General features: G+C 75.0%; 14 protein-coding genes. 9 read left to right on the top strand and 5 right to left on the bottom strand.

Annotation, left to right across the window (positions count from 1 at the left end; genetic code table 11):
- The first annotated feature begins 5 nt into the window (after positions 1-5).
- Positions 6-1,952 carry a biotin carboxylase N-terminal domain-containing protein gene (locus tag OG689_RS05175; RefSeq protein ID WP_266318150.1) on the top strand — a complete coding sequence of 649 codons (1,947 nt, stop codon included), beginning with the start codon at positions 6-8 and terminating at the stop codon, positions 1,950-1,952.
- A gap of 83 nt (positions 1,953-2,035) precedes the next feature.
- Entirely contained in the window at positions 2,036-3,220 is a 1,185-nt protein-coding gene (locus OG689_RS05170; protein ID WP_266318148.1) for an acyl-CoA dehydrogenase family protein, read from the top strand.
- A gap of 101 nt (positions 3,221-3,321) precedes the next feature.
- Here the strand turns inward: OG689_RS05170 and OG689_RS05165 are convergent, their stop codons facing one another.
- On the bottom strand, positions 3,322-4,020 hold the full coding sequence (locus tag OG689_RS05165) for a class F sortase (protein WP_266318146.1): 699 nt from the start codon (positions 4,018-4,020) through the stop codon (positions 3,322-3,324).
- Positions 4,007-4,771 carry a hypothetical protein gene (locus OG689_RS05160; protein WP_266318145.1) on the bottom strand — a complete coding sequence of 255 codons (765 nt, stop codon included), beginning with the start codon at positions 4,769-4,771 and terminating at the stop codon, positions 4,007-4,009. Before OG689_RS05160 ends, OG689_RS05165 begins: the two co-directional genes overlap by 14 nt.
- A gap of 193 nt (positions 4,772-4,964) precedes the next feature.
- On the opposite strand from OG689_RS05160, the gene OG689_RS05155 reads away from it, so the two are divergent.
- The 5 genes from OG689_RS05155 to galK all read left to right on the top strand — a co-directional run bounded on the left by OG689_RS05155 (position 4,965) and on the right by galK (position 10,284).
- Complete coding sequence (locus tag OG689_RS05155; protein ID WP_266318143.1) at positions 4,965-6,566, top strand: AMP-binding protein; 1,602 nt, start codon at positions 4,965-4,967, stop codon at positions 6,564-6,566.
- 73 nt (positions 6,567-6,639) lie between these two features.
- Positions 6,640-7,287 (top strand): TetR/AcrR family transcriptional regulator, encoded by a 648-nt coding sequence (locus tag OG689_RS05150; protein ID WP_266318142.1) that lies wholly within the window; start codon positions 6,640-6,642, stop codon positions 7,285-7,287.
- A gap of 148 nt (positions 7,288-7,435) precedes the next feature.
- Positions 7,436-7,834 carry a hypothetical protein gene (locus tag OG689_RS05145; RefSeq protein WP_266318141.1) on the top strand — a complete coding sequence of 133 codons (399 nt, stop codon included), beginning with the start codon at positions 7,436-7,438 and terminating at the stop codon, positions 7,832-7,834.
- Positions 7,835-7,993: 159 nt separating this feature from the next.
- The gene (gene galT, locus OG689_RS05140; RefSeq protein ID WP_266318139.1) at positions 7,994-9,136 is read left to right on the top strand and encodes a galactose-1-phosphate uridylyltransferase; all 1,143 of its coding nucleotides are present in this window, start codon (positions 7,994-7,996) and stop codon (positions 9,134-9,136) included.
- Entirely contained in the window at positions 9,133-10,284 is a 1,152-nt protein-coding gene (gene galK, locus OG689_RS05135; protein WP_266318137.1) for a galactokinase, read from the top strand. The genes galT and galK overlap by 4 nt, the downstream gene beginning before the upstream one ends.
- Before the next feature lie 70 nt (positions 10,285-10,354).
- Here galK and pgm read toward each other — a convergent pair whose 3' ends face one another.
- Positions 10,355-11,995: a phosphoglucomutase (alpha-D-glucose-1,6-bisphosphate-dependent) gene (gene pgm / locus OG689_RS05130; RefSeq protein ID WP_266318135.1), complete on the bottom strand. Its 1,641-nt coding sequence runs from the start codon at positions 11,993-11,995 to the stop codon at positions 10,355-10,357.
- 199 nt (positions 11,996-12,194) lie between these two features.
- Here pgm and OG689_RS05125 point away from each other — a divergent pair, with 199 nt between their 5' ends.
- A complete protein-coding gene (locus OG689_RS05125; RefSeq protein WP_073928652.1) occupies positions 12,195-12,395 on the top strand; it encodes a DUF6011 domain-containing protein in 201 nt (66 codons plus the stop codon).
- Positions 12,396-12,523: 128 nt separating this feature from the next.
- Positions 12,524-14,995 (top strand): SpoIIE family protein phosphatase, encoded by a 2,472-nt coding sequence (locus OG689_RS05120; RefSeq protein ID WP_266318133.1) that lies wholly within the window; start codon positions 12,524-12,526, stop codon positions 14,993-14,995.
- A 147-nt stretch (positions 14,996-15,142) separates the two neighbouring features.
- On the opposite strand, the gene OG689_RS05115 is transcribed toward OG689_RS05120, so the two are convergent.
- Together OG689_RS05115 and OG689_RS05110 are read right to left on the bottom strand one after the other, a co-directional pair.
- A complete protein-coding gene (locus OG689_RS05115) occupies positions 15,143-16,771 on the bottom strand; it encodes an MFS transporter (RefSeq protein ID WP_266318131.1) in 1,629 nt (542 codons plus the stop codon).
- Positions 16,768-17,322, bottom strand: a complete 555-nt coding sequence (locus OG689_RS05110; protein ID WP_266318130.1) for a TetR/AcrR family transcriptional regulator — start codon at positions 17,320-17,322, stop codon at positions 16,768-16,770. The genes OG689_RS05115 and OG689_RS05110 overlap by 4 nt, the downstream gene beginning before the upstream one ends.
- Between the last annotated feature and the right edge of the window lie 160 nt (positions 17,323-17,482).

The following is a 17,482-nucleotide window of genomic DNA, read 5'->3' as shown; positions in this document are numbered from 1 at the left end:
CGAACATGATCACGTCTCTGCTGGTCGCCAACCGCGGCGAGATCGCCCGTCGGGTCTTCCGCACCTGCCGCGACCTGGGCATCGCCACCGTCGCCGTGCACTCCGACCCCGACGCCGACGCCCCGCACACCCGCGAGGCCGACACCGCCGTCCGGCTGCCCGGAGCCACCGCCGCCGACACCTACCTGCGCGCCGACCTGATCGTCCGGGCCGCCCTGGACGCGGGCGCCGACGCAGTCCACCCCGGCTACGGCTTCCTCTCCGAGAACGCCGACTTCGCCCGGGCCGTCCTGGACGCCGGCCTGGTCTGGGTCGGCCCGCCGCCCGCCGCGATCGCCGCGATGGGCTCCAAGACCGAGGCCAAGCGGCTGATGGCGGCCGCCGGTGTGCCGGTCCTCGGCGCGGTCGAGGATCCCTCCCCCTCGGACTACCCGTTGTTGGTCAAGGCGGCGGCCGGCGGCGGCGGACGCGGCATGCGGGTGGTGCGTTCGCCGGACGAGTTGGCCGCTCAACTCGCTGCCGCCCGGGCCGAGTCGGCGAAGGCCTTCGGCTCGGACGAGGTGTTCTGCGAGCCGTACCTGCCCACCGGCCGGCACATCGAGGTCCAGCTGATGGCGGACGCCCACGGCACCGTCTGGACGGTCGGCGAGCGGGACTGCTCGCTGCAGCGCCGCCACCAGAAGGTGATCGAGGAGGCGCCGGCCCCCGGCCTGGCCGAGGCGGACCGCGCCGAACTGTACGCCGCGGCCACCGCCGCCGCCCGCGCCATCGGCTACACCGGCGCCGGCACCGCCGAGTTCCTGCTCGGCCCCGACGGCCGGTTCTGGTTCCTGGAGATGAACACCCGCCTGCAGGTCGAGCACCCGGTCACCGAATGCGTCACCGGCCTCGACCTGGTCGCCCTCCAACTCCGCGTCGCCGAGGGCGAAGCACTGCCCGCCGAGCCCCCGCCGACCCGGGGCCACGCGATCGAGGCCCGGCTCTACGCCGAGGACCCGGCGGCCGGCTGGGCCCCGCAGACCGGCACCCTGCACGCGCTCGAACTGCCGTCCGTCCAGGTCGCCTTCGGCACCGCGCCGGGCGACACCGGCCTGCGGCTGGACGCCGGCGCCGAAGCCGGCAGCACCGTCGGCATCCACTACGACCCGATGCTCGCCAAGGTCATCGCCTGGGCCCCCACCCGGGCCGCCGCCGCCCGCCGGCTCGCCACCGCCCTGGCCCGCGCCCGGGTCCACGGACTCACCACCAACCGGGAGTTGCTGGTCACGGCGCTGCGCCACCCGGCATTCCTGGAGGGGCGGGTGCACACCGCCTTCCTCACCGAGCACGCCGCCGCGCTGCTGCCCGCCGACCCGAAGAGCGACCCGCTGCGGGCGCTGGCCGCCGCCCTCGCGGACGCCGCCGCCCGCCGCACCGCACTGCCCTCCGGCTGGCGCAACCTGCCGTCCCAGCCGCAGGTCAAGCGCTACCTGGCGCCGGACGGCAGCGAACACCAGGTGCGCTACCGGCTTGGCCGCGGCGGCGAGTTGGACGCCGAGGCGTATCCCGGCACCACCCTGGTCTCGGCCACCTCCGAGCAGGTCGTGCTCGCCGTCGCCGGGCTGCGCCGCAGCTTCGACGTCGCCCGGTACGGGGACCGCGTCCACGTCGACGAGCCGGCCGGATCCACCGCCTTCACCGCCCTCGACCGCTTCCCCGCCCCCGCCGTCCACACCGATCCCGGCGCCCTGCTCGCGCCGATGCCGGGCATCGTGGTGCGCGTCACCGCCGGCCCGGGGGACACCGTGACGGCGGGCCAGCCCCTGCTCTGGCTGGAGGCGATGAAGATGGAGCACCGCGTCACCGCCCCCGCCGACGGCATCCTCACCGAACTGCACGCCGCCCCCGGCCGACAGGTCGAACTCGGCGCGCTGCTGGCCGTGGTGAAGCCCGCCGCCGACCCGGCACCCTGACCGTCCCACCCGGCACCCTGACCATCGCACCCGGCACCCGCTCCGCCGCCCGGCACCCGCCACCCGCCCGGAAGGACCCCAGGATGTCCGCACCGCACACCACGACCACCAGCCCGCTGATCGAGACCCCCGAACGCCAGGCCCTGCGCCGCGCGGTGGGCGACCTCGGCCGCCGCTACGGCTCCGCCTACTACCTCGACAAGGCCCGCCAGGGCCTGCCTGCCGACGAACTCTGGGCGGAAGCAGGCAAGGCGGGATACCTCGGCGTCAACCTGCCCACCGAGTACGGCGGCGGGGGCGGCGGGATCACCGACCTGGCCGTCGTGCTGGAGGAACTCGGCACCGCCGGCTGCCCGTTGCTGCTGCTGATCGTCTCGCCCGCGATCTGCGGCACGGTCATCGCCCGCTACGGCACCGACCAGCAGAAGCAGCGCTGGCTGCCCGGGCTGGCCGACGGCACCAGCCGGATGGCCTTCGGCATCACCGAGCCCGACGCCGGCTCCAACTCCCACCGGATCTCGACGATCGCCCGCCGCGACGGCGAGGACTGGCTGCTGACCGGCCGCAAGGTCTTCGTCTCCGGTATCGACCACGCCGACGCGGTGCTGTTCGTCGCCCGCACCGAGGACGCCCGGACGGGCAAGCTCAGGCCCGCCCTGTTCGTCGTCCCGCGCGACACCCCCGGCTTCGAGTACCGGCCGATCCCGATGGAACTGGTCGCCCCGGAGAAGCAGTTCCAGGTGTTCCTGGACGACGTCCGGCTGCCGGCCGACGCCCTGGTGGGCGACGAGAACGCCGGTCTGCTCCAGCTGTTCGCCGGGCTCAACCCCGAGCGGATCATGACGGCCGCCTTCTCGCTGGGCCTGGCCCGCCAGGCGCTGGCCAAGGCCGTCGACTACGCCAGGTCCCGTACCGTCTGGGACACTCCGATCGGCGCGCACCAGGGCCTGGCCCACCCGCTGGCGGTCTGTGCGATCGAGATCGAACTCGCCCGGCTGATGACCCAGAAGGCCGGCCATCTCTACGACGCCGGGGACGACCTGGCCGCAGGCGAGGCCGCCAACATGGCCAAGTACGCGGCGGGCGAGGCCGCCGCCCGGACCGTCGACCAGGCCGTGCAGACCCTCGGCGGCAACGGCCTGACCCAGGAGTACGGGCTCGGTGCGCTGCTGGCGGCGACCCGGGTGGGCCGGGTGGCGCCGGTGAGCCGCGAGATGATCCTCAACTACGTGGCGCAGCACACCCTGGGCCTGCCCCGATCGTACTGAGGCACCGTCCGGCGCGAGCCGCGCGACTCGGAGCGACTCGCGCCGGACGGCCTGCGCCGGGCGGCCCGCGGAGGCGGCCCGTCACGGGAGGCCCGGGCCGTTCAGCGGGTCGCGGTCAGGTGGGCGAAGACCACCACGTTGTCCGAGTAGCCGGCCTTCTTGTCGTACCTGCCCCCGCAGGTGATCAGGCGCAGTTCGGGTCGCCCGGTGGGGCCGTAGACGGTGGTGTCCGGCACGGCCGTGCGGGGGTAGGTCCGGACGGCGTCGATGCTGAAGACGGCCGTCCGGCGGTCCTGCCGGGTGATCTCCACCGTGTCGCCCGGGCGCAGCAGTCCCAGCCGGTAGAAGACGGCCGGCCCGGAGCGGGTGTCCGCGTGGCCCGCGACGATCGCGTTGCCGGGTGCGCCGGGGGAGGGGCCGTCCCGGTACCAGCCGGCCTGGCCGGGGGCGGTCAGCGGAGGTGTTTCCAGGTGCCCGGCGCCGTCCAGGCCCAGCCCGAGGAGGGGAGCGGTGACCTTGATCGAGGGGATTCTGACGACGGTCGGCGCCGAGGGCGGCAGCGGCGCGGGCGGCGGTTTGCCCGGCTGGGCGCCCGCCCCGGGAGAGGAGGCGCCGACCGGCGTGCCGGCAAGGTCCGGGCCCGGGGCGGCGGCCGGCCCGGGAGCGGGCGGGCCGCTCCCGGCCGCGCCGTCGTGCACCAGCCAGATGCCGAGGGCCAGGGCGAGCGCGACGACCGCGGCGGTCAGCCGCGCCCGGGCACGGCGCCCCGGCTCCTGGTTCCTGGCGTCAGGATGCGGCATTGCGGCCGGAGCGGCGGCGGACGGCCCGGATGCCCAGCACCGCCACGAGCGCCAGCAGCGCCGACCCGGCGCCGACCTCGACCGCGTGCGGGCCGTGCGCCGTGCCGCCGCCGCCGGCTTCGAGGCCGCCGTGCGGTCCGCCGGTGCCCGGCGGCCGGCCGCCGCCGCTGGAGGGACTGGCGGACGGGCGGGGCGACGTACCGGGAGCCGCGATGTTGCTCGGGCCGCCGGGCACCGGCGAGGTGCTGGGGGCGGCGACGGCGCTGGGCCCGCCGGGGCCGGGCGGCGGTACGGGGGCGGCGGTGCCGCTGGGGGTGCCGGCCGGCGGGCAGGAGACCATGAACACCTTGTGCTTGGCGGTGCCGTTCTGGCCGACGAAGGTCCAGTTGACCCGGTAGTGGCCGTCCGGGAGGGACATGATCTGGGTCTGGCCGGTGCCGTTGAGCAGGGCCAGCACCCCGGAGCTCACCTGCGTGTTGCCGGTCGGCGGCTGCTGCTCGATCGTCCAGTTGACCAGCTGCAGGTCGTCGAAGTTGAACGCGTCCAGGTAGAACCGGCAGACCTGCGGCTCGTCGCGCTGGTCCGTGACGGGCGTGGTGCTCTCGTGCACCTTGATGTCGCCGTTGTCGCCGGGCGCGGCGAAGGCCACGGGGGCGGCGCCGAGAGCGAGGAGGGCGGCGACCGCGCCCACGGTGAGGGCGCGTCCGGCGGCGGGGCCGGCTGGGGTTTCCGGGCGGTGGCAGGGTGTCACGTCGGGAGCTCCTGGGGTGCGGTGGGACGGGCGCGGGGAGCTCTCACCGTCAGTCGCGCTCCGTGGCCGGGCAAGCGCGCCGCGCGTACCGCCCCGATATTTCGTCAGTTCGGATCATCGGCGGGCGTCTGTCCCCCGGGCCGGATCGACGCCACCCTGTGAGCAGTCGTCAGGATCCATCCAGGAGGCATGCATGGTGTTCCGCAGCGAGTACCCCGACGTCGAGCCCGTCGACCTGCCCGTCCACCTGGCCGTGCTCGGCACGGCCGACGACCACCCGGACGTGCCGGCCCTGATCGACGGCGTCACGGGCGAGTCGGTGAGCTACGGCCGACTGGCCGCGGCCGTCCGGCGGGCGAGCGCGGGGCTGGCGGAGGCGGGCGTGCGGCCCGGCGACGTGGTGGCCCTGTACAGCCCCAACACGATCGTGTACCCGGTGGTCTACTACGGCGCGACGGCCGCCGGGGCGACCGTCACCACGGTCAGCTCGCTCACCACGGCGGGGGAGCTCGCCACCCAGCTCCGCGACAGCCGGGCCCGCTGGATCATCACCGTCTCACCGTTCCTGCCGGTCGCCCGGGCCGCCGCCGACGCGCTGGCCGCCGAGGACGAGCCGATCGCCGAGATCATCGTCTGCGACGGCGCCGAGGGGCACCGTTCGCTGGCCGACCTGCTGGCCTCCACCGCGCCCGCGCCCACGCCGGTGATAGACCCGGCCGCCGACATCGCGGTGCTGCCCTATTCCAGCGGCACCACCGGCCTGCCCAAGGGCGTGATGCTCACCCACCGCTCGATCGCCACCAACCTGGCCCAGACCGACGCGCTCTACCGCCCGGCGGTCGGCGAGCGCGTGCTGGCGGTGCTGCCGTTCTTCCACATCTACGGGCTGGCGGCGCTGCTCAACCAGCCGCTGCGCTGCGGCGCGACCGTGGTCGTGCTGCCCCGCTTCGACCTCGAGCAGTTCCTGCGGACCATCCAGGAGCAGCGGGTGGAGGCGCTGATCGTCGCTCCGCCGATGGTCCTGGCGCTGGCCAAGCACCCGCTGGTCGGCCGGTACGACCTGTCCTCGCTGCGCTACGTGCTGAGCGCCGCCGCACCGCTGGACGCCGACCTCGCCGAGGCCTGCGCCCGCCGGCTCGGCCTGCCCCGCATCCTCCAGGGTTACGGCATGACCGAGCTGTCGCCCGCCACCCATCTGGTCTCCCCGCACGACCCGGATCCGGCGCGCGGCTCGGTGGGCCGGCTGGTGCCCTCCACGGAGCTGCGGATAGCCGCGCTGGACGGCGAGGACGGGAGCGGCGCGGATCTGGGGGCGGGCGAGCCGGGTGAGATCCTGGTCCGTGGTCCGCAGGTGATGAAGGGCTACTTCGCCCGCCCCTCCGACACGGCCGCCACCATCGACGCGGACGGCTGGCTGCACACCGGTGACGTCGGGTACGTGGACGAGCGCGGCTACCTGTTCGTGGTGGACCGGGTGAAGGAACTGATCAAGTACAAGGGCTACCAGGTGGCGCCCGCCGAGCTGGAGGCGCTGCTGCTGACCCACCCGCAGATCGCCGACGCGGCGGTGATCGGCGTCCAGGGCACGGACGGGGTGGAGCGGCCGAAGGCCTTCGTGGTGCGCGCGCCCGGCAGCGGGCTGACCGAGCAGCAGGTCTCGGACTTCGTCGCCGGGCAGGTGGCGCCCTACAAGAAGGTCCGGGCGGTGGAGTTCCTGGAGGCGGTGCCGAAGTCGGCGAGCGGCAAGATCCTCCGGCGCGAACTGCGGGACCGCGAACGGGCGGCGGCCGGGTGATCTGAAAGGATCGGGGCGCCCGCCCGGGACCCGCCCGTACTTCCGCCCGCACCCACAGGGACGCCGACTGCCGATGACCACCCCGCCGACCACCACCCCGCCGCAGGTAGGCCAGGCCGCCGCCCGCGCGCCCCAGCAGGACCGCAGCCGTGCCACCCGCCGCAGGCTGCTGGAGGCGGCCGTGGAGTGCCTGGCCGAGCTGGGGTGGAACGGCAGCACGGTCTCGGTGGTGGCGGAGCGGGCCGGCGTCTCCCGGGGGGCGGCGCAGCACCACTTCCCGACCCGGGAGGACCTGTTCACCGCGGCCGTCGAGCACGTCACGGCCGAGCGCCTGGCAGCCGTCCGCGCCCATGCGGACGAGCTGCCGGCGCCCGGCCCGCGGCGGACCGAGGCCGTGGTCGACATGATCGTGCGGCTCTACACCGGCCCGCTGTTCCGGGCCGCGTTGCACCTGTGGGTGGCCGCCGCCACCGAGGAGCCGTTGCGGGAGCGGATCGTGGCGCTGGAGAACCACGTCGGCCGGGAGTCGCACCGGGCGGCGGTCGACTTCCTGGGCGCCGACGAGAGCACACCGGGCGTCCGCGAGACGGTGCAGGCCACCCTGGACATGGCCCGGGGCCTGGGCCTGGCCAACCTGCTCACCGACGACAGCGCCCGGCGCGGCGGTGTGGTCCGCCAGTGGGCCCGGGTCCTGGACGCCACCCTCGGCGCCGCCGAATAGGGCTCGCGCCACCGGCCCGGGCCCAGCAGCTCTGCCCCGCGGCCCGGGCCGGCAGCCTGTCCGGCGGCGGCCGGGCCTCGGGCGTCGGCCCTCGACCCGGGTGGACATTCCGCCGGCCGCCGCCGCGCGCCTCCGGAAGACTGTCCGGATGCTGCTTCCCACCACCTCCGCCATGACCGGGCTCGTCGAGGCCGTCCGCATCACCGACCCGTCCGCCTGGCGCACCGAGGCCGGCACCGTGGCCGGCGAGACCGTCGACCGCTGGGACGACGCCCAGGAGGTGCTCGCCCTGGTCTCCGCCCTGCCCGGGGGCAGCGCGATGCGCTGCTTCCTCCCTGGCTTCGGGATCCGGGCGCACGCCGCGTCCGGGGGGCTCTTCGCGGGCCAGGTCCTGTTCGAGATCGCCTTCTGCTTCAGCTGCCGGTGGGCCCGCTTCCTCGGTGCGGCCGTCACCCCGGGCGTCGCCGGCCAGCCCTTCGACCCCACCAGCGCGCCCGCCCGTGAGCTGCTCCGCCGCTTCCGGGAGAGCGCGGCGGCCGCCGGCTGACCGGCCTGCGGCCGGCCGGGGAGGCCTTCGGAGGGCGTCATTCGGTGGCTGGGAAAACATATATCCCCTCGATGTTGACTTTTGTCGCATCGGGTTCGATTATGTTGGCAACGCTCGCCCCTACGGGCCGAGATGGAGCGCAGCCAGAAAGCGGAAGCCGTGAACAAGACCATCACCAAGCTGGCGGACGGCCGCGAGCTGATCTACTACGATGCGCGGCCCGGTACGGTGCGCACCGCCGTCGACTCCCGCGCGCTGGAGCCGGTCGCCAGCCTCTCCGAGGTCCGCCGTGACCCGGTGACCGGTGACTGGGTGACCGTCGCCGCCCACCGCCAGGGCCGCACCTACCACCCGCCGGCCGACCAGTGCCCGCTCTGCCCCTCCCGGGGCGGGCGCACCAGCGAGGTCCCGGACACCGACTACGAGGTCGTGGTCTTCGAGAACCGGTTCCCCTCCCTCGGCGCGGACGCCCCCGGCGGCCAGGCCGAGGACCCGCTGCGCACCGCCGCCGCCGGCACCGGACGCTGCGAGGTGGTCTGCTTCACCCCGGACCACGAGGCCTCCTTCGCCGACCTCGGCCCCGAGCGGGTCGCCCTCGTCCTGGACGCCTGGACGGACCGCACCGCCGAGCTCGCCAAGCTGCCGGACGTCCGCCAGGTCTACTGCTTCGAGAACCGCGGCGCGGAGATCGGCGTCACCCTGGCCCACTCGCACGGCCAGATCTACGCCCTGCCCTTCGTCACCCCGCGCACCGCCCGGATGGCCCGGCAGGCCGCCGCCCACCGCGAGAGCACCGGCCGCAACCTCTTCGAGGACCTGCTGGCCGCCGAGCTCGACCAGCACGCCCAGGCGGTCGAGGCCGGCGACCTGGACCACGACCGGGTGGTGCTGGCCGGCGAGTACTGGACGGCCTTCGTCCCGTTCGCCGCCCGCTGGCCGTACGAGGTGCACCTCTACCCCAACCGCCGGGTGCCCGACCTGACCGCCCTCACCGAGGCCGAACGCGCCGAGTTCCCCAGCCTCTACCTGGACCTGCTGGGCCGCTTCGACCGCCTGTTCGTCGAGCCCGGACAGACCGCCCAGGCGTCGCCCACCCCGTACATCGCGGCCTGGCACCAGGCCCCGTCCGGCGACGACCGCCCCGGGCTGGACGAGCTGGCCCTGCACCTGGAGCTCTTCACCGTCCGCCGGACGGCGGGCAAACTGAAGTACCTGGCCGGCGTCGAGTCCGGCATGGACGCGTTCGTCAACGATGTTTCGCCCGAGGCCGCGGCCCGGCGCCTGCGGGAGGTGGCCCGATGACCGACAACCAGCTGACCGATGCCTTCACCGCCGTCCACGGCGGCGTCGCCGACGGGATCTGGGCCGCGCCCGGCCGGGTGAACCTGATCGGCGAGCACACCGACTACAACGACGGCTTCGTGCTCCCCATCGCCCTGCCGCACGCCGCCCGGGCGGCCGTCCGCCGCCGCGAGGACGACCTGCTGCGCCTGCACAGCGCCCAGGCCGACGGCGCGGTGGTCGAGCTGACCGCCGAGGAGCTGCGGCCCGGCACGGTACCCGGCTGGGCCCGGTACGCGGCGGGAGTCGTCTGGGCCCTGCGGGACGCCGGCCACCCGGTCGGCGGCGCCGACATCCACCTGGACAGCGACGTGCCCACCGGCGCCGGTCTCTCCTCCTCGGCCGCGCTGGAGTGCGTGGTCGCCGTCGCCTACAACGACCTCTGGGACCTCGGTCTCGGCCCGGTGGAGCTGGGCCTGCTGGCCCAGCGCGCCGAGAACGTCTTCGTCGGCGTGCCCTGCGGTGCGATGGACCAGCTGGCCTCCACCTGCTGCGAGGCGGGCCGGGCCCTGTTCCTGGACACCCGGACGCTGACGGCCCGCCAGCTGCCGGTCGACCTGGCCGCCGCCGGGCTGCGCCTGCTGGTGATCGACACCCAGGTCAAGCACGACCTGGCGGACGGCGCCTACGCCGAGCGCCGCTCCGGCTGCGAGAAGGCCGCCGGACTGCTCGGCCTGGCCGCCCTGCGCGACCTCGACCCGGCCGGCCTGCCCGCCGCCCTCGAGACCCTCCCCGACGAGGGGCTGCGCTCCCTGACCCGGCACGTGGTGACCGAGAACGCCCGGGTCGAGGCCGCCGTCGAGGCCCTGCTCGCCGGCGAGCCGGCCGCGCTCGGCCCGATCCTCACGGCCGGCCACGCCTCACTGCGGGACGACTTCCTGGTCTCCTGCGCCGAGACCGACCTGGTCGTCGCGACGGCGAACGCGGCCGGGGCGCTGGGCGCCCGGATGACCGGCGGCGGCTTCGGCGGCTCGGTGATCGCCCTGGTCGCCGACGCCGACGCGGACCGGGTCGCCGGGGCCGTCACCGCGGCCTTCGCCGCGGCCGGGTACACCGCCCCGCGGGTCTTCACCGCCCTCGCCGCCCAGGGCGCCCGCCGGCTGGCCTGACCCGCTCGCCGCCGTACGACAAGGCCGCCGCCCGCCCCGGACACCGGGGCGGGCGGCGGCCTTGTGCCCGTCAGGAGCCGAGCACCTCGCCCACCAGTGCGCGGGCCTCCTCCTGCACCTGCGCGAGGTGCTCGGGCCCCTGGAAGCTCTCGGCGTAGATCTTGTAGACGTCCTCGGTGCCGGACGGCCGGGCGGCGAACCAGGCGTTGTCGGTGCAGACCTTGAGCCCGCCGATCGCCGCGCCGTTGCCCGGCGCCTCGGTGAGGATCCGGGTGATCGGCTCCCCGGCCAGACGGTCGGCCTTGACCTGCTCGGCGCTGAGCCGCCCCAGCAGGGCCTTCTGCTCGCGGTCGGCGGGGGCGTCCACCCGCGCGTACGCCGGGTCGCCGAAACGGGCGGTGAGGTCCGCGTACCGCTCGGAGGGGCTGCGGCCGGTGACGGCGGTGATCTCGGCCGCGAGCAGGGCGAGCAGGATGCCGTCCTTGTCCGTGGTCCACACCCCGCCGTCGCGGCGCAGGAACGAGGCCCCGGCGGACTCCTCGCCGCCGAACGCGACCGAGCCGTCGGTCAGCCCGTCGACGAACCACTTGAAGCCCACCGGCACCTCGACCAGGGTGCGCTTCAGTTCCTCCGCCACCCGGTCGATCATCGAGGACGACACCAGCGTCTTGCCGATCCCGGCGGTGAGGGACCAGTCCAGGCGGTGCCGGTAGAGGTAGTCGATCGCCACCGCGAGGTAGTGGTTGGGGTTCATCAGCCCGCCGTCGGGCGTGACGATGCCGTGCCGGTCGGCGTCCGCGTCGTTCCCGGTGGCGACGTTGTACTCGTCGCGGCGCCCGATGAGCGAGGCCATCGCGTACGGCGAGGAGCAGTCCATCCGGATCCTGCCGTCCCAGTCCAGGGTCATGAACCGCCAGGCCGGGTCGGTGAGCGGGTTCACCACCGTGAGGTCGAGGCGGTGGGTCTCGGCGATCCGGCCCCAGTAGGCGACCGAGGCGCCGCCCAGCGGGTCCGCGCCGATCCGCACGCCCGCCGCGCGGACGGCGTCGAGGTCCAGGACGGCGGGGAGGTCGTCGACGTAGCGGGTGAGGAAGTCGTACCGGCCGGTCGTGGCGGCCGCCAGCGCCCGCGCGTACGGGATCCGGCGCACCCCGGCGAGCCCGCCGCGGATCAGCTCGTTGGCACGGTCCTGGATCCACCCGGTGGCGTCCGAGCCGGCCGGCCCGCCGTGCGGCGGGTTGTACTTGAACCCGCCGTCGCGCGGCGGGTTGTGCGAGGGGGTCACCACGATCCCGTCCGCACCGCCGTGCGGGTGGGCCCGGTTGTGCGTGACGATCGCGTGCGAGACGGCGGGCGTCGGGGTCCAGCCGCCGTCGCTGTCGACGAGCACGGCGACCCCGTTGGCGGCCAGCACCTCCAGGGCCGTCGCGGTGGCCGGCTCGGACAGGGCGTGGGTGTCCGCCCCGAGGAACAGCGGCCCGTCGGTGCCCTGGACGGCGCGGTACTCGCAGATCGCCTGGGTGGTCGCCGCGATGTGGTCCTCGTTGAAGGCCGTGTCCAGGGAGGACCCGCGGTGGCCCGAGGTGCCGAACGCGACCCGCTGGCCCGGCTCGGCCGGGTCCGGGTGCAACGTGTAGTACGCCGTGACCAGCTTGGCCACGTCCACCAGGTCCCCGGGCTCCGCCGGGGAACCGGCTCGTGCGTGCACCATCGCGATCTCCTTCACCGATCGTCACAGATCCTGCCCGCAGGGTAGGCCCCGGTCCGGGCCCGCGCACCACCGCCTGCGCCGGGCGTCCGTCGAACCGGCCACCCGCCCGGCGCCTACCCGGCCGGGCCGTCCGGCACGCCTCGCCGGCCGACCGGGCACCCGCCCGGCCCGCGCGGACGGCGCCCGGCAGACTGGACGGATGGCAGCGCCCGAGCAGGACCCACCGGCCCTCACCCCACCCGTCCCCCGGCTGCTGCCGCCGACGGTGCGCTGCCGCCGCTGCGGCCGGCCCCTGCACGATCCGGAGGCCAGGATGCTGCGACTGGGCCGGGAGTGCCGCGGCCCGGCCGATCCGGTCCAGGTGGTCGCGGGCGAGCAGGACGCCCTGCCGGGTCTGTAGCGCCCTCGGGGCACGCCGATGGCGCCGAAGGGGTCGCCACCGGGCCGATCACCGTGCACCCTTGAGAGAAACCCGGACGGGCGTGCCACACCCGTCCCGGGCACATGCCGACTGGGTGGTTCCTGACATTGCGCGGATTCGAGTGGGACACGCCTGACGACGCCCGCCGGGAACGCCCGGGCGGCGATCCGGCGCGTCTGGACGGCCACCGGCTCGTTCCCCTCGCCACCGCGCTGCTGCAGGGCGACGGCCTGATCCTGCACTGGAGCGAGGACGCCGAGGCCCTGCTGGGCTACAGCGCCGAGGAGGCCGTCGGCAGCTACGCCGCCCGGCTGCTGGTCGGCGAGGAGGAATGGCCCCGGGTGGCGGAGCTGTTCGGCCAGATCATGGAGAGCCGCGGGTGGTCCGGGGTGTTCCCGCTGCGCCACCGTGACGGCCATGTGGTCGAGCTGGAGTTCCGCACCTACCCGATCGTCGGCCCCGGCGGTTCGCTGCTGCTGCTCGCCACCGCCTCCGACGTCAGCTCCCTGCGCGAGGTGGAGTCGGACCTGGCGATCCTGAACGGCTTCTTCAGCCAGTCCCCGATCGGGATGGCCGTCTACGACCCCGACCTGCGCTTCGTACGGCTGAACGCGGCGCTCGCCCGGATCAACGGGATGCCCGTCGAGGACCACCTCGGCCGCCGGATCAGCGGCATCCTGCCCGGGATAAACAGCGCCGAGATCGAGCAGGTGATGCGCCGGGTGCTCACCACCGGCCGTCCGGTGGTGGACGCCCGCTCGCACGGCCGCACCCCGGGCGACCCGCGCCGGGACCGCGCCTGGTCGGCCTCGTACTTCCGGCTCGAGGACTCCACCGGGCGGGTGCTCGGCGTCAGCTCCTCCATCATCGACGTCACCGAGCGCTTCCAGGCCGAGGCCCGGGCCGCCCGGGCCCAGGAGCGGCTCGCGATGATCGCCGAGGCCACCGCCCGGATCGGCACCACCCTCGACCTCCAGCGCACCGCCGAGGAGCTGGTGGAAGCGGTCGTCCCGCGGTTCGCGGACTTCGCCACCGTCGACCTGCTGGAGCCCGTCCTGCTGGGGGAGGAGCCCGTCCACCTCGCCCCGGACCGCACCGTGCGGCTGAACGCGGTGGCCGTCGGCGAGGCCTACGAGTCCGGGATGGCGCACGCCGTGGACACCGTCGGGGAGACCTCCGAGTACGACGCCCAGCGGGTCTACACCCAGTGCCTGCGCAGCGGCCGGCCGCTGCTGCGCTCCCACGTGGACGAGGCGGTGCTGGCCAGCCTGGTGGCCTCGCCCGACCGGGTGGGGCCGGGCATGGAGGCGGGCATCCACTCGTACCTGATGGTGCCGCTGCTGGCCCGGGGCATGGTGCTGGGCGGCTCGGAGTTCATCCGGATGCGCAACCCCGAGCCGTTCACCCCGGCGGACGTCGCGCTCGCCGAGGAGCTGGTCGCCCGGGCCGCCATCGCGATCGACAACGCGCGGCTGTACCGGCGCGAGCGGGAGACCGCGCTGACCCTGCAGCGCAGCCTGCTGCCGCAGGAGATCCACCGCACCCTCGGTCTGGAGATCGCCTACCGCTACCTGCCGAGCAGCGTGGTCAGCGAGGTCGGCGGCGACTGGTTCGACGTGGTGCCGCTGTCCTGCGGACGGGTCGCGCTGGTGGTGGGCGACGTGATGGGCCACGGCATCAGGGCCGCCGCCACCATGGGCCAGCTGCGCACGGTGGCCCGGACCCTGGCGACCCTGGACATGCCGCCGGAGCAGGTCCTCACCCGCTTGGACGAAACCGCGACGGGAATCGGCGACGGCCAGTTCGCCACCTGCATCTGCGCGGTCTTCGACCCGGTGGACCGCACGGTCAAGGTGGCCTCGGCCGGTCACCTGCCACCGGTCTGGGTGGCGCCGGACGGCAGCGCGCGCCGGATCGACCTGCCGCCCGGGGTGCCGCTGGGCGTCGGCGGGGTGGCCTTCGAGAGCACCGAGTTCACGGTCGCCGAGGGCGGCGTCGTCGCGCTCTACACGGACGGCCTGGTCGAGCGGCGGGGGGAGGATCTCGACGTCGGCATCGAGCGGCTGGCCCGGACCTTGGCCCAGCAGGGCCGGACGCTGGAGGAGAGCTGCGACGCGGTGCTGGCCGCACTGGTGACCGACGGCACCGAGGACGACATCGCGATGATCATGGGCCGGGTGCTGCCCGTCCCCGCCGACCGGATCGCCACCCTGCACCTGAACGGCAACGGCCGGCTGCCCGGGCACGCCCGCCGGTTCACCCGCGACACCCTCCGCCGGTGGGGCCTGTCGGCGCTGTCCGACTACGCCGAACTGCTGGTCAGCGAGCTGGTCACGAACGCCCTGCTGCACGCGGACGCCCCGCGCCGGCTCCGGCTGTTCCGCGACCGGGTGCTGACCGTCGAGGTCGCCGACGCCGGCGGCCAGACCCCGCGGCTGCGGGACTTCGGCGAGCAGGACGAGGGCGGGCGCGGGATGTACCTGGTGGGCGAGCTGGCCCACCGCTGGGGGAGCCGGCTGACCAAGGAGGGCAAGGTGGTGTGGGCCGAGCTGGAGCTGCCGCTCGGCAGCGGGGGCTGAGCCCCTGGCGCCTCGCGGCCGTACCTGCCGCGGTGCCCGCTCGTGCCGGTGCCCGCCTGCCGCGGTGCCCGCTCGTGCCGGTTCCCGCTCGTGCCGGTGCCCGCCCGCCCCGGTGCGGCGCGGGCGGGCACGGTCGGGCGGGCCGGGTCAGGCCGCGGTGTGCACCTCGGCCGGGGTGCCGCCGTCCGCCACCGGCTCGTCCGGTGCCCCCGTGACCTGGTGCTCCGCAGCGTGGCCGCCGGCGCTCCGGCGGTTCGCCGCGACGCCCCGCAGCAGGACCCAGGTCAGCCCGGCGGAGGCCAGCAGCAGTCCGGCCCCGAGCAGGGCGGCCAGGTTCAGGCCCTGGACGAAGGCGCCGTTCGCGCCGGCCAGCAGCGGCCCGCCGAGCTGCGCGGGCAGGTGCCCGGCGGCCTCCACCGCGCCACCGAGCGACTCGCTCGCCTGCGCGGCCGTGGCCGCGTCGGTGCCGGCCGGGACGACCAGCGCCCCGGCGTAGACGGCGCCGACCACCGAGCCGACCAGCGCGATGCCGAGCGCCGTGCCCAGCTCGTAGGCGGTCTCGGAGACCGCGGAGGCGGCGCCGGACTTCTCGGCCGGTGCGGCACCGAGCGCCATGTCGGCGGAGAGGGCGTAGACCACGCCCTCGGCGACGCCGACGATCAGGAAGGCGACGGCGATGACCAGGTATGTGCTGTCCTCGCTCACCCAGCCGAGCATGGCCAGACCGGTCCCCATCGCGAGCAGTCCGCCGGTCAGGGCGGTCCGGACCCCGGCACGCCTGGCCAGCCGGGCGGTCAGCAGCCCGCCCGCCACCGCGCCGGCGAAGGCCGGCAGCTCGGCCAGCCCGGCCCGCAGCGGCTCGTACCCGCGCACCAGCTGCAGGTACTGCGACATCACGAACACCACACCGGACAGCCCGACCAGTGCGGTCAGCGAGGCCAGCACGGCGGCGGTGAACCGGCGGTCGGTGAAGAGCCGGACGTCCAGCAGCGGGGTCCTCAGCCGCAGCTGGCGGCGCACGAAGCCGGTCAGCGCCGCCGCGCCGAGGATCGCCGTCAGCGGTACGTCCCAGCGGAGCAGGCCGTGCGCGGCGGCCTCCTTGACGGCGTAGACGACGCCGATCACCCCGGTCATCGAGAGCAGCACGCTGGAGACGTCCCAGCGGCCCGGGTTCGGGTCCTTGGACTCCGGCAGCAGCCAGCTGCCCAGGACCAGCAGGAGGACCACGACGGGGATGTTGAGCAGGAAGACCGAGCCCCACCAGAAGTGCTCCAGCAGCACCCCGCCGACCACCGGGCCGAGCGCGGCGCCGGCCGCGGCGCCCGCCCCCCAGATGCCGATCGCCCTGGCCCGCTCGCGGGCGTCCGGGAACAGCGCGCGGATCAGCGAGAGGGTGGCGGGCATGATGGTCGCGCCCGCCACGCCGAGCAGGGCGCGGGCCAGGATCAGCCAGCCCGGGCCGGGCGCGTAGGCGGCCAGCAGGGAGGCCACGCCGAACGCGGCGGAGCCGGTCAGCAGCAGCTTCTTGCGCCCGACGCGGTCGCCGAGCGCGCCCATGCTGACCAGCAGGCCGGCCAGGACGAAGGAGTAGGCGTCGCCGATCCAGAGCAGCTGGGTGCCGCTGGGCCGCAGGGTCTCGCTGATCGAGGGGATGGCCAGCGACAGCACGGTGGCGTCGACCGCGACCAGGGTGACGGCCACGACGAGGACGGCCAGGCCGACCCAGCGCTGCCTGGGGTTCGTGGACGGGGCGGTGAGGAGCATGGTGGTGCTCATGGTGTTTCAGTTCTCCTGAGTGCGCCGCCGAGGAAGAGCTCGGCGAGCGAGAATGCGCTGTCGCGGGGGGCCAGGCGTCCGTCCTGGACGGCCCAGCCGACGCCGGCCACAAGATCGAAGAAGGCTTCGCTGAGCCAGCCGGCCGAGAGCTCGATCCGGAAGACGCCCTCCTGCTGCCCGCGCAGGAACAGCGCGCGGACCCGGGCGTCCTGGATCTCCCAGAGCTCGTTGATCTCGGGATCGTCGTAGAGCTGGCTCTCACCGGCGATGAAGGCGCAGAGCGCCGCGTCCGGGACGACCGCGTCGACCAGGCGGCGCAGTGCGGACTGCGCGTCGCCCTGCTCGACGGCGGCGGTGTCCAGCGCGGTGGCGACCTTGCGCAGGCTGTGCGCGCCCACCTCGCGGATCAGTGCCTCCCGGCCCGGGAAGATCCGGTGCAGGGTGGCGCGGCTGATGCCGGCCGCGCGGGCGATCTCGTCCAGGTGCGCGGTGGGGCGGCGGGAGAGCACGCCGACGGCGGCTTCGAGCACGGAGTCACGGTCGGTGGCCATGGGACAAGTGTAGATCAGATGAGACATTCATGTCTCAAGTTATGGCCGAGTGCCTCACTCGAGCGCTTGGCGCCGAGTGCGGGGTGCCCGGACCGGGTCGATTGCCGGGGCCGGGCCAGGCCGACCCCGGGGCAGTGCCGGGCGGGCGGGCGGGGCTGTG

The sequence above is a fragment of the Kitasatospora sp. NBC_00240 genome, assembly GCF_026342405.1.
GTDB lineage: Bacteria > Actinomycetota > Actinomycetes > Streptomycetales > Streptomycetaceae > Kitasatospora.
Note: the sequence above shows the minus strand (reverse complement) of the source record. Positions and strands in the feature narration are given on the sequence as shown.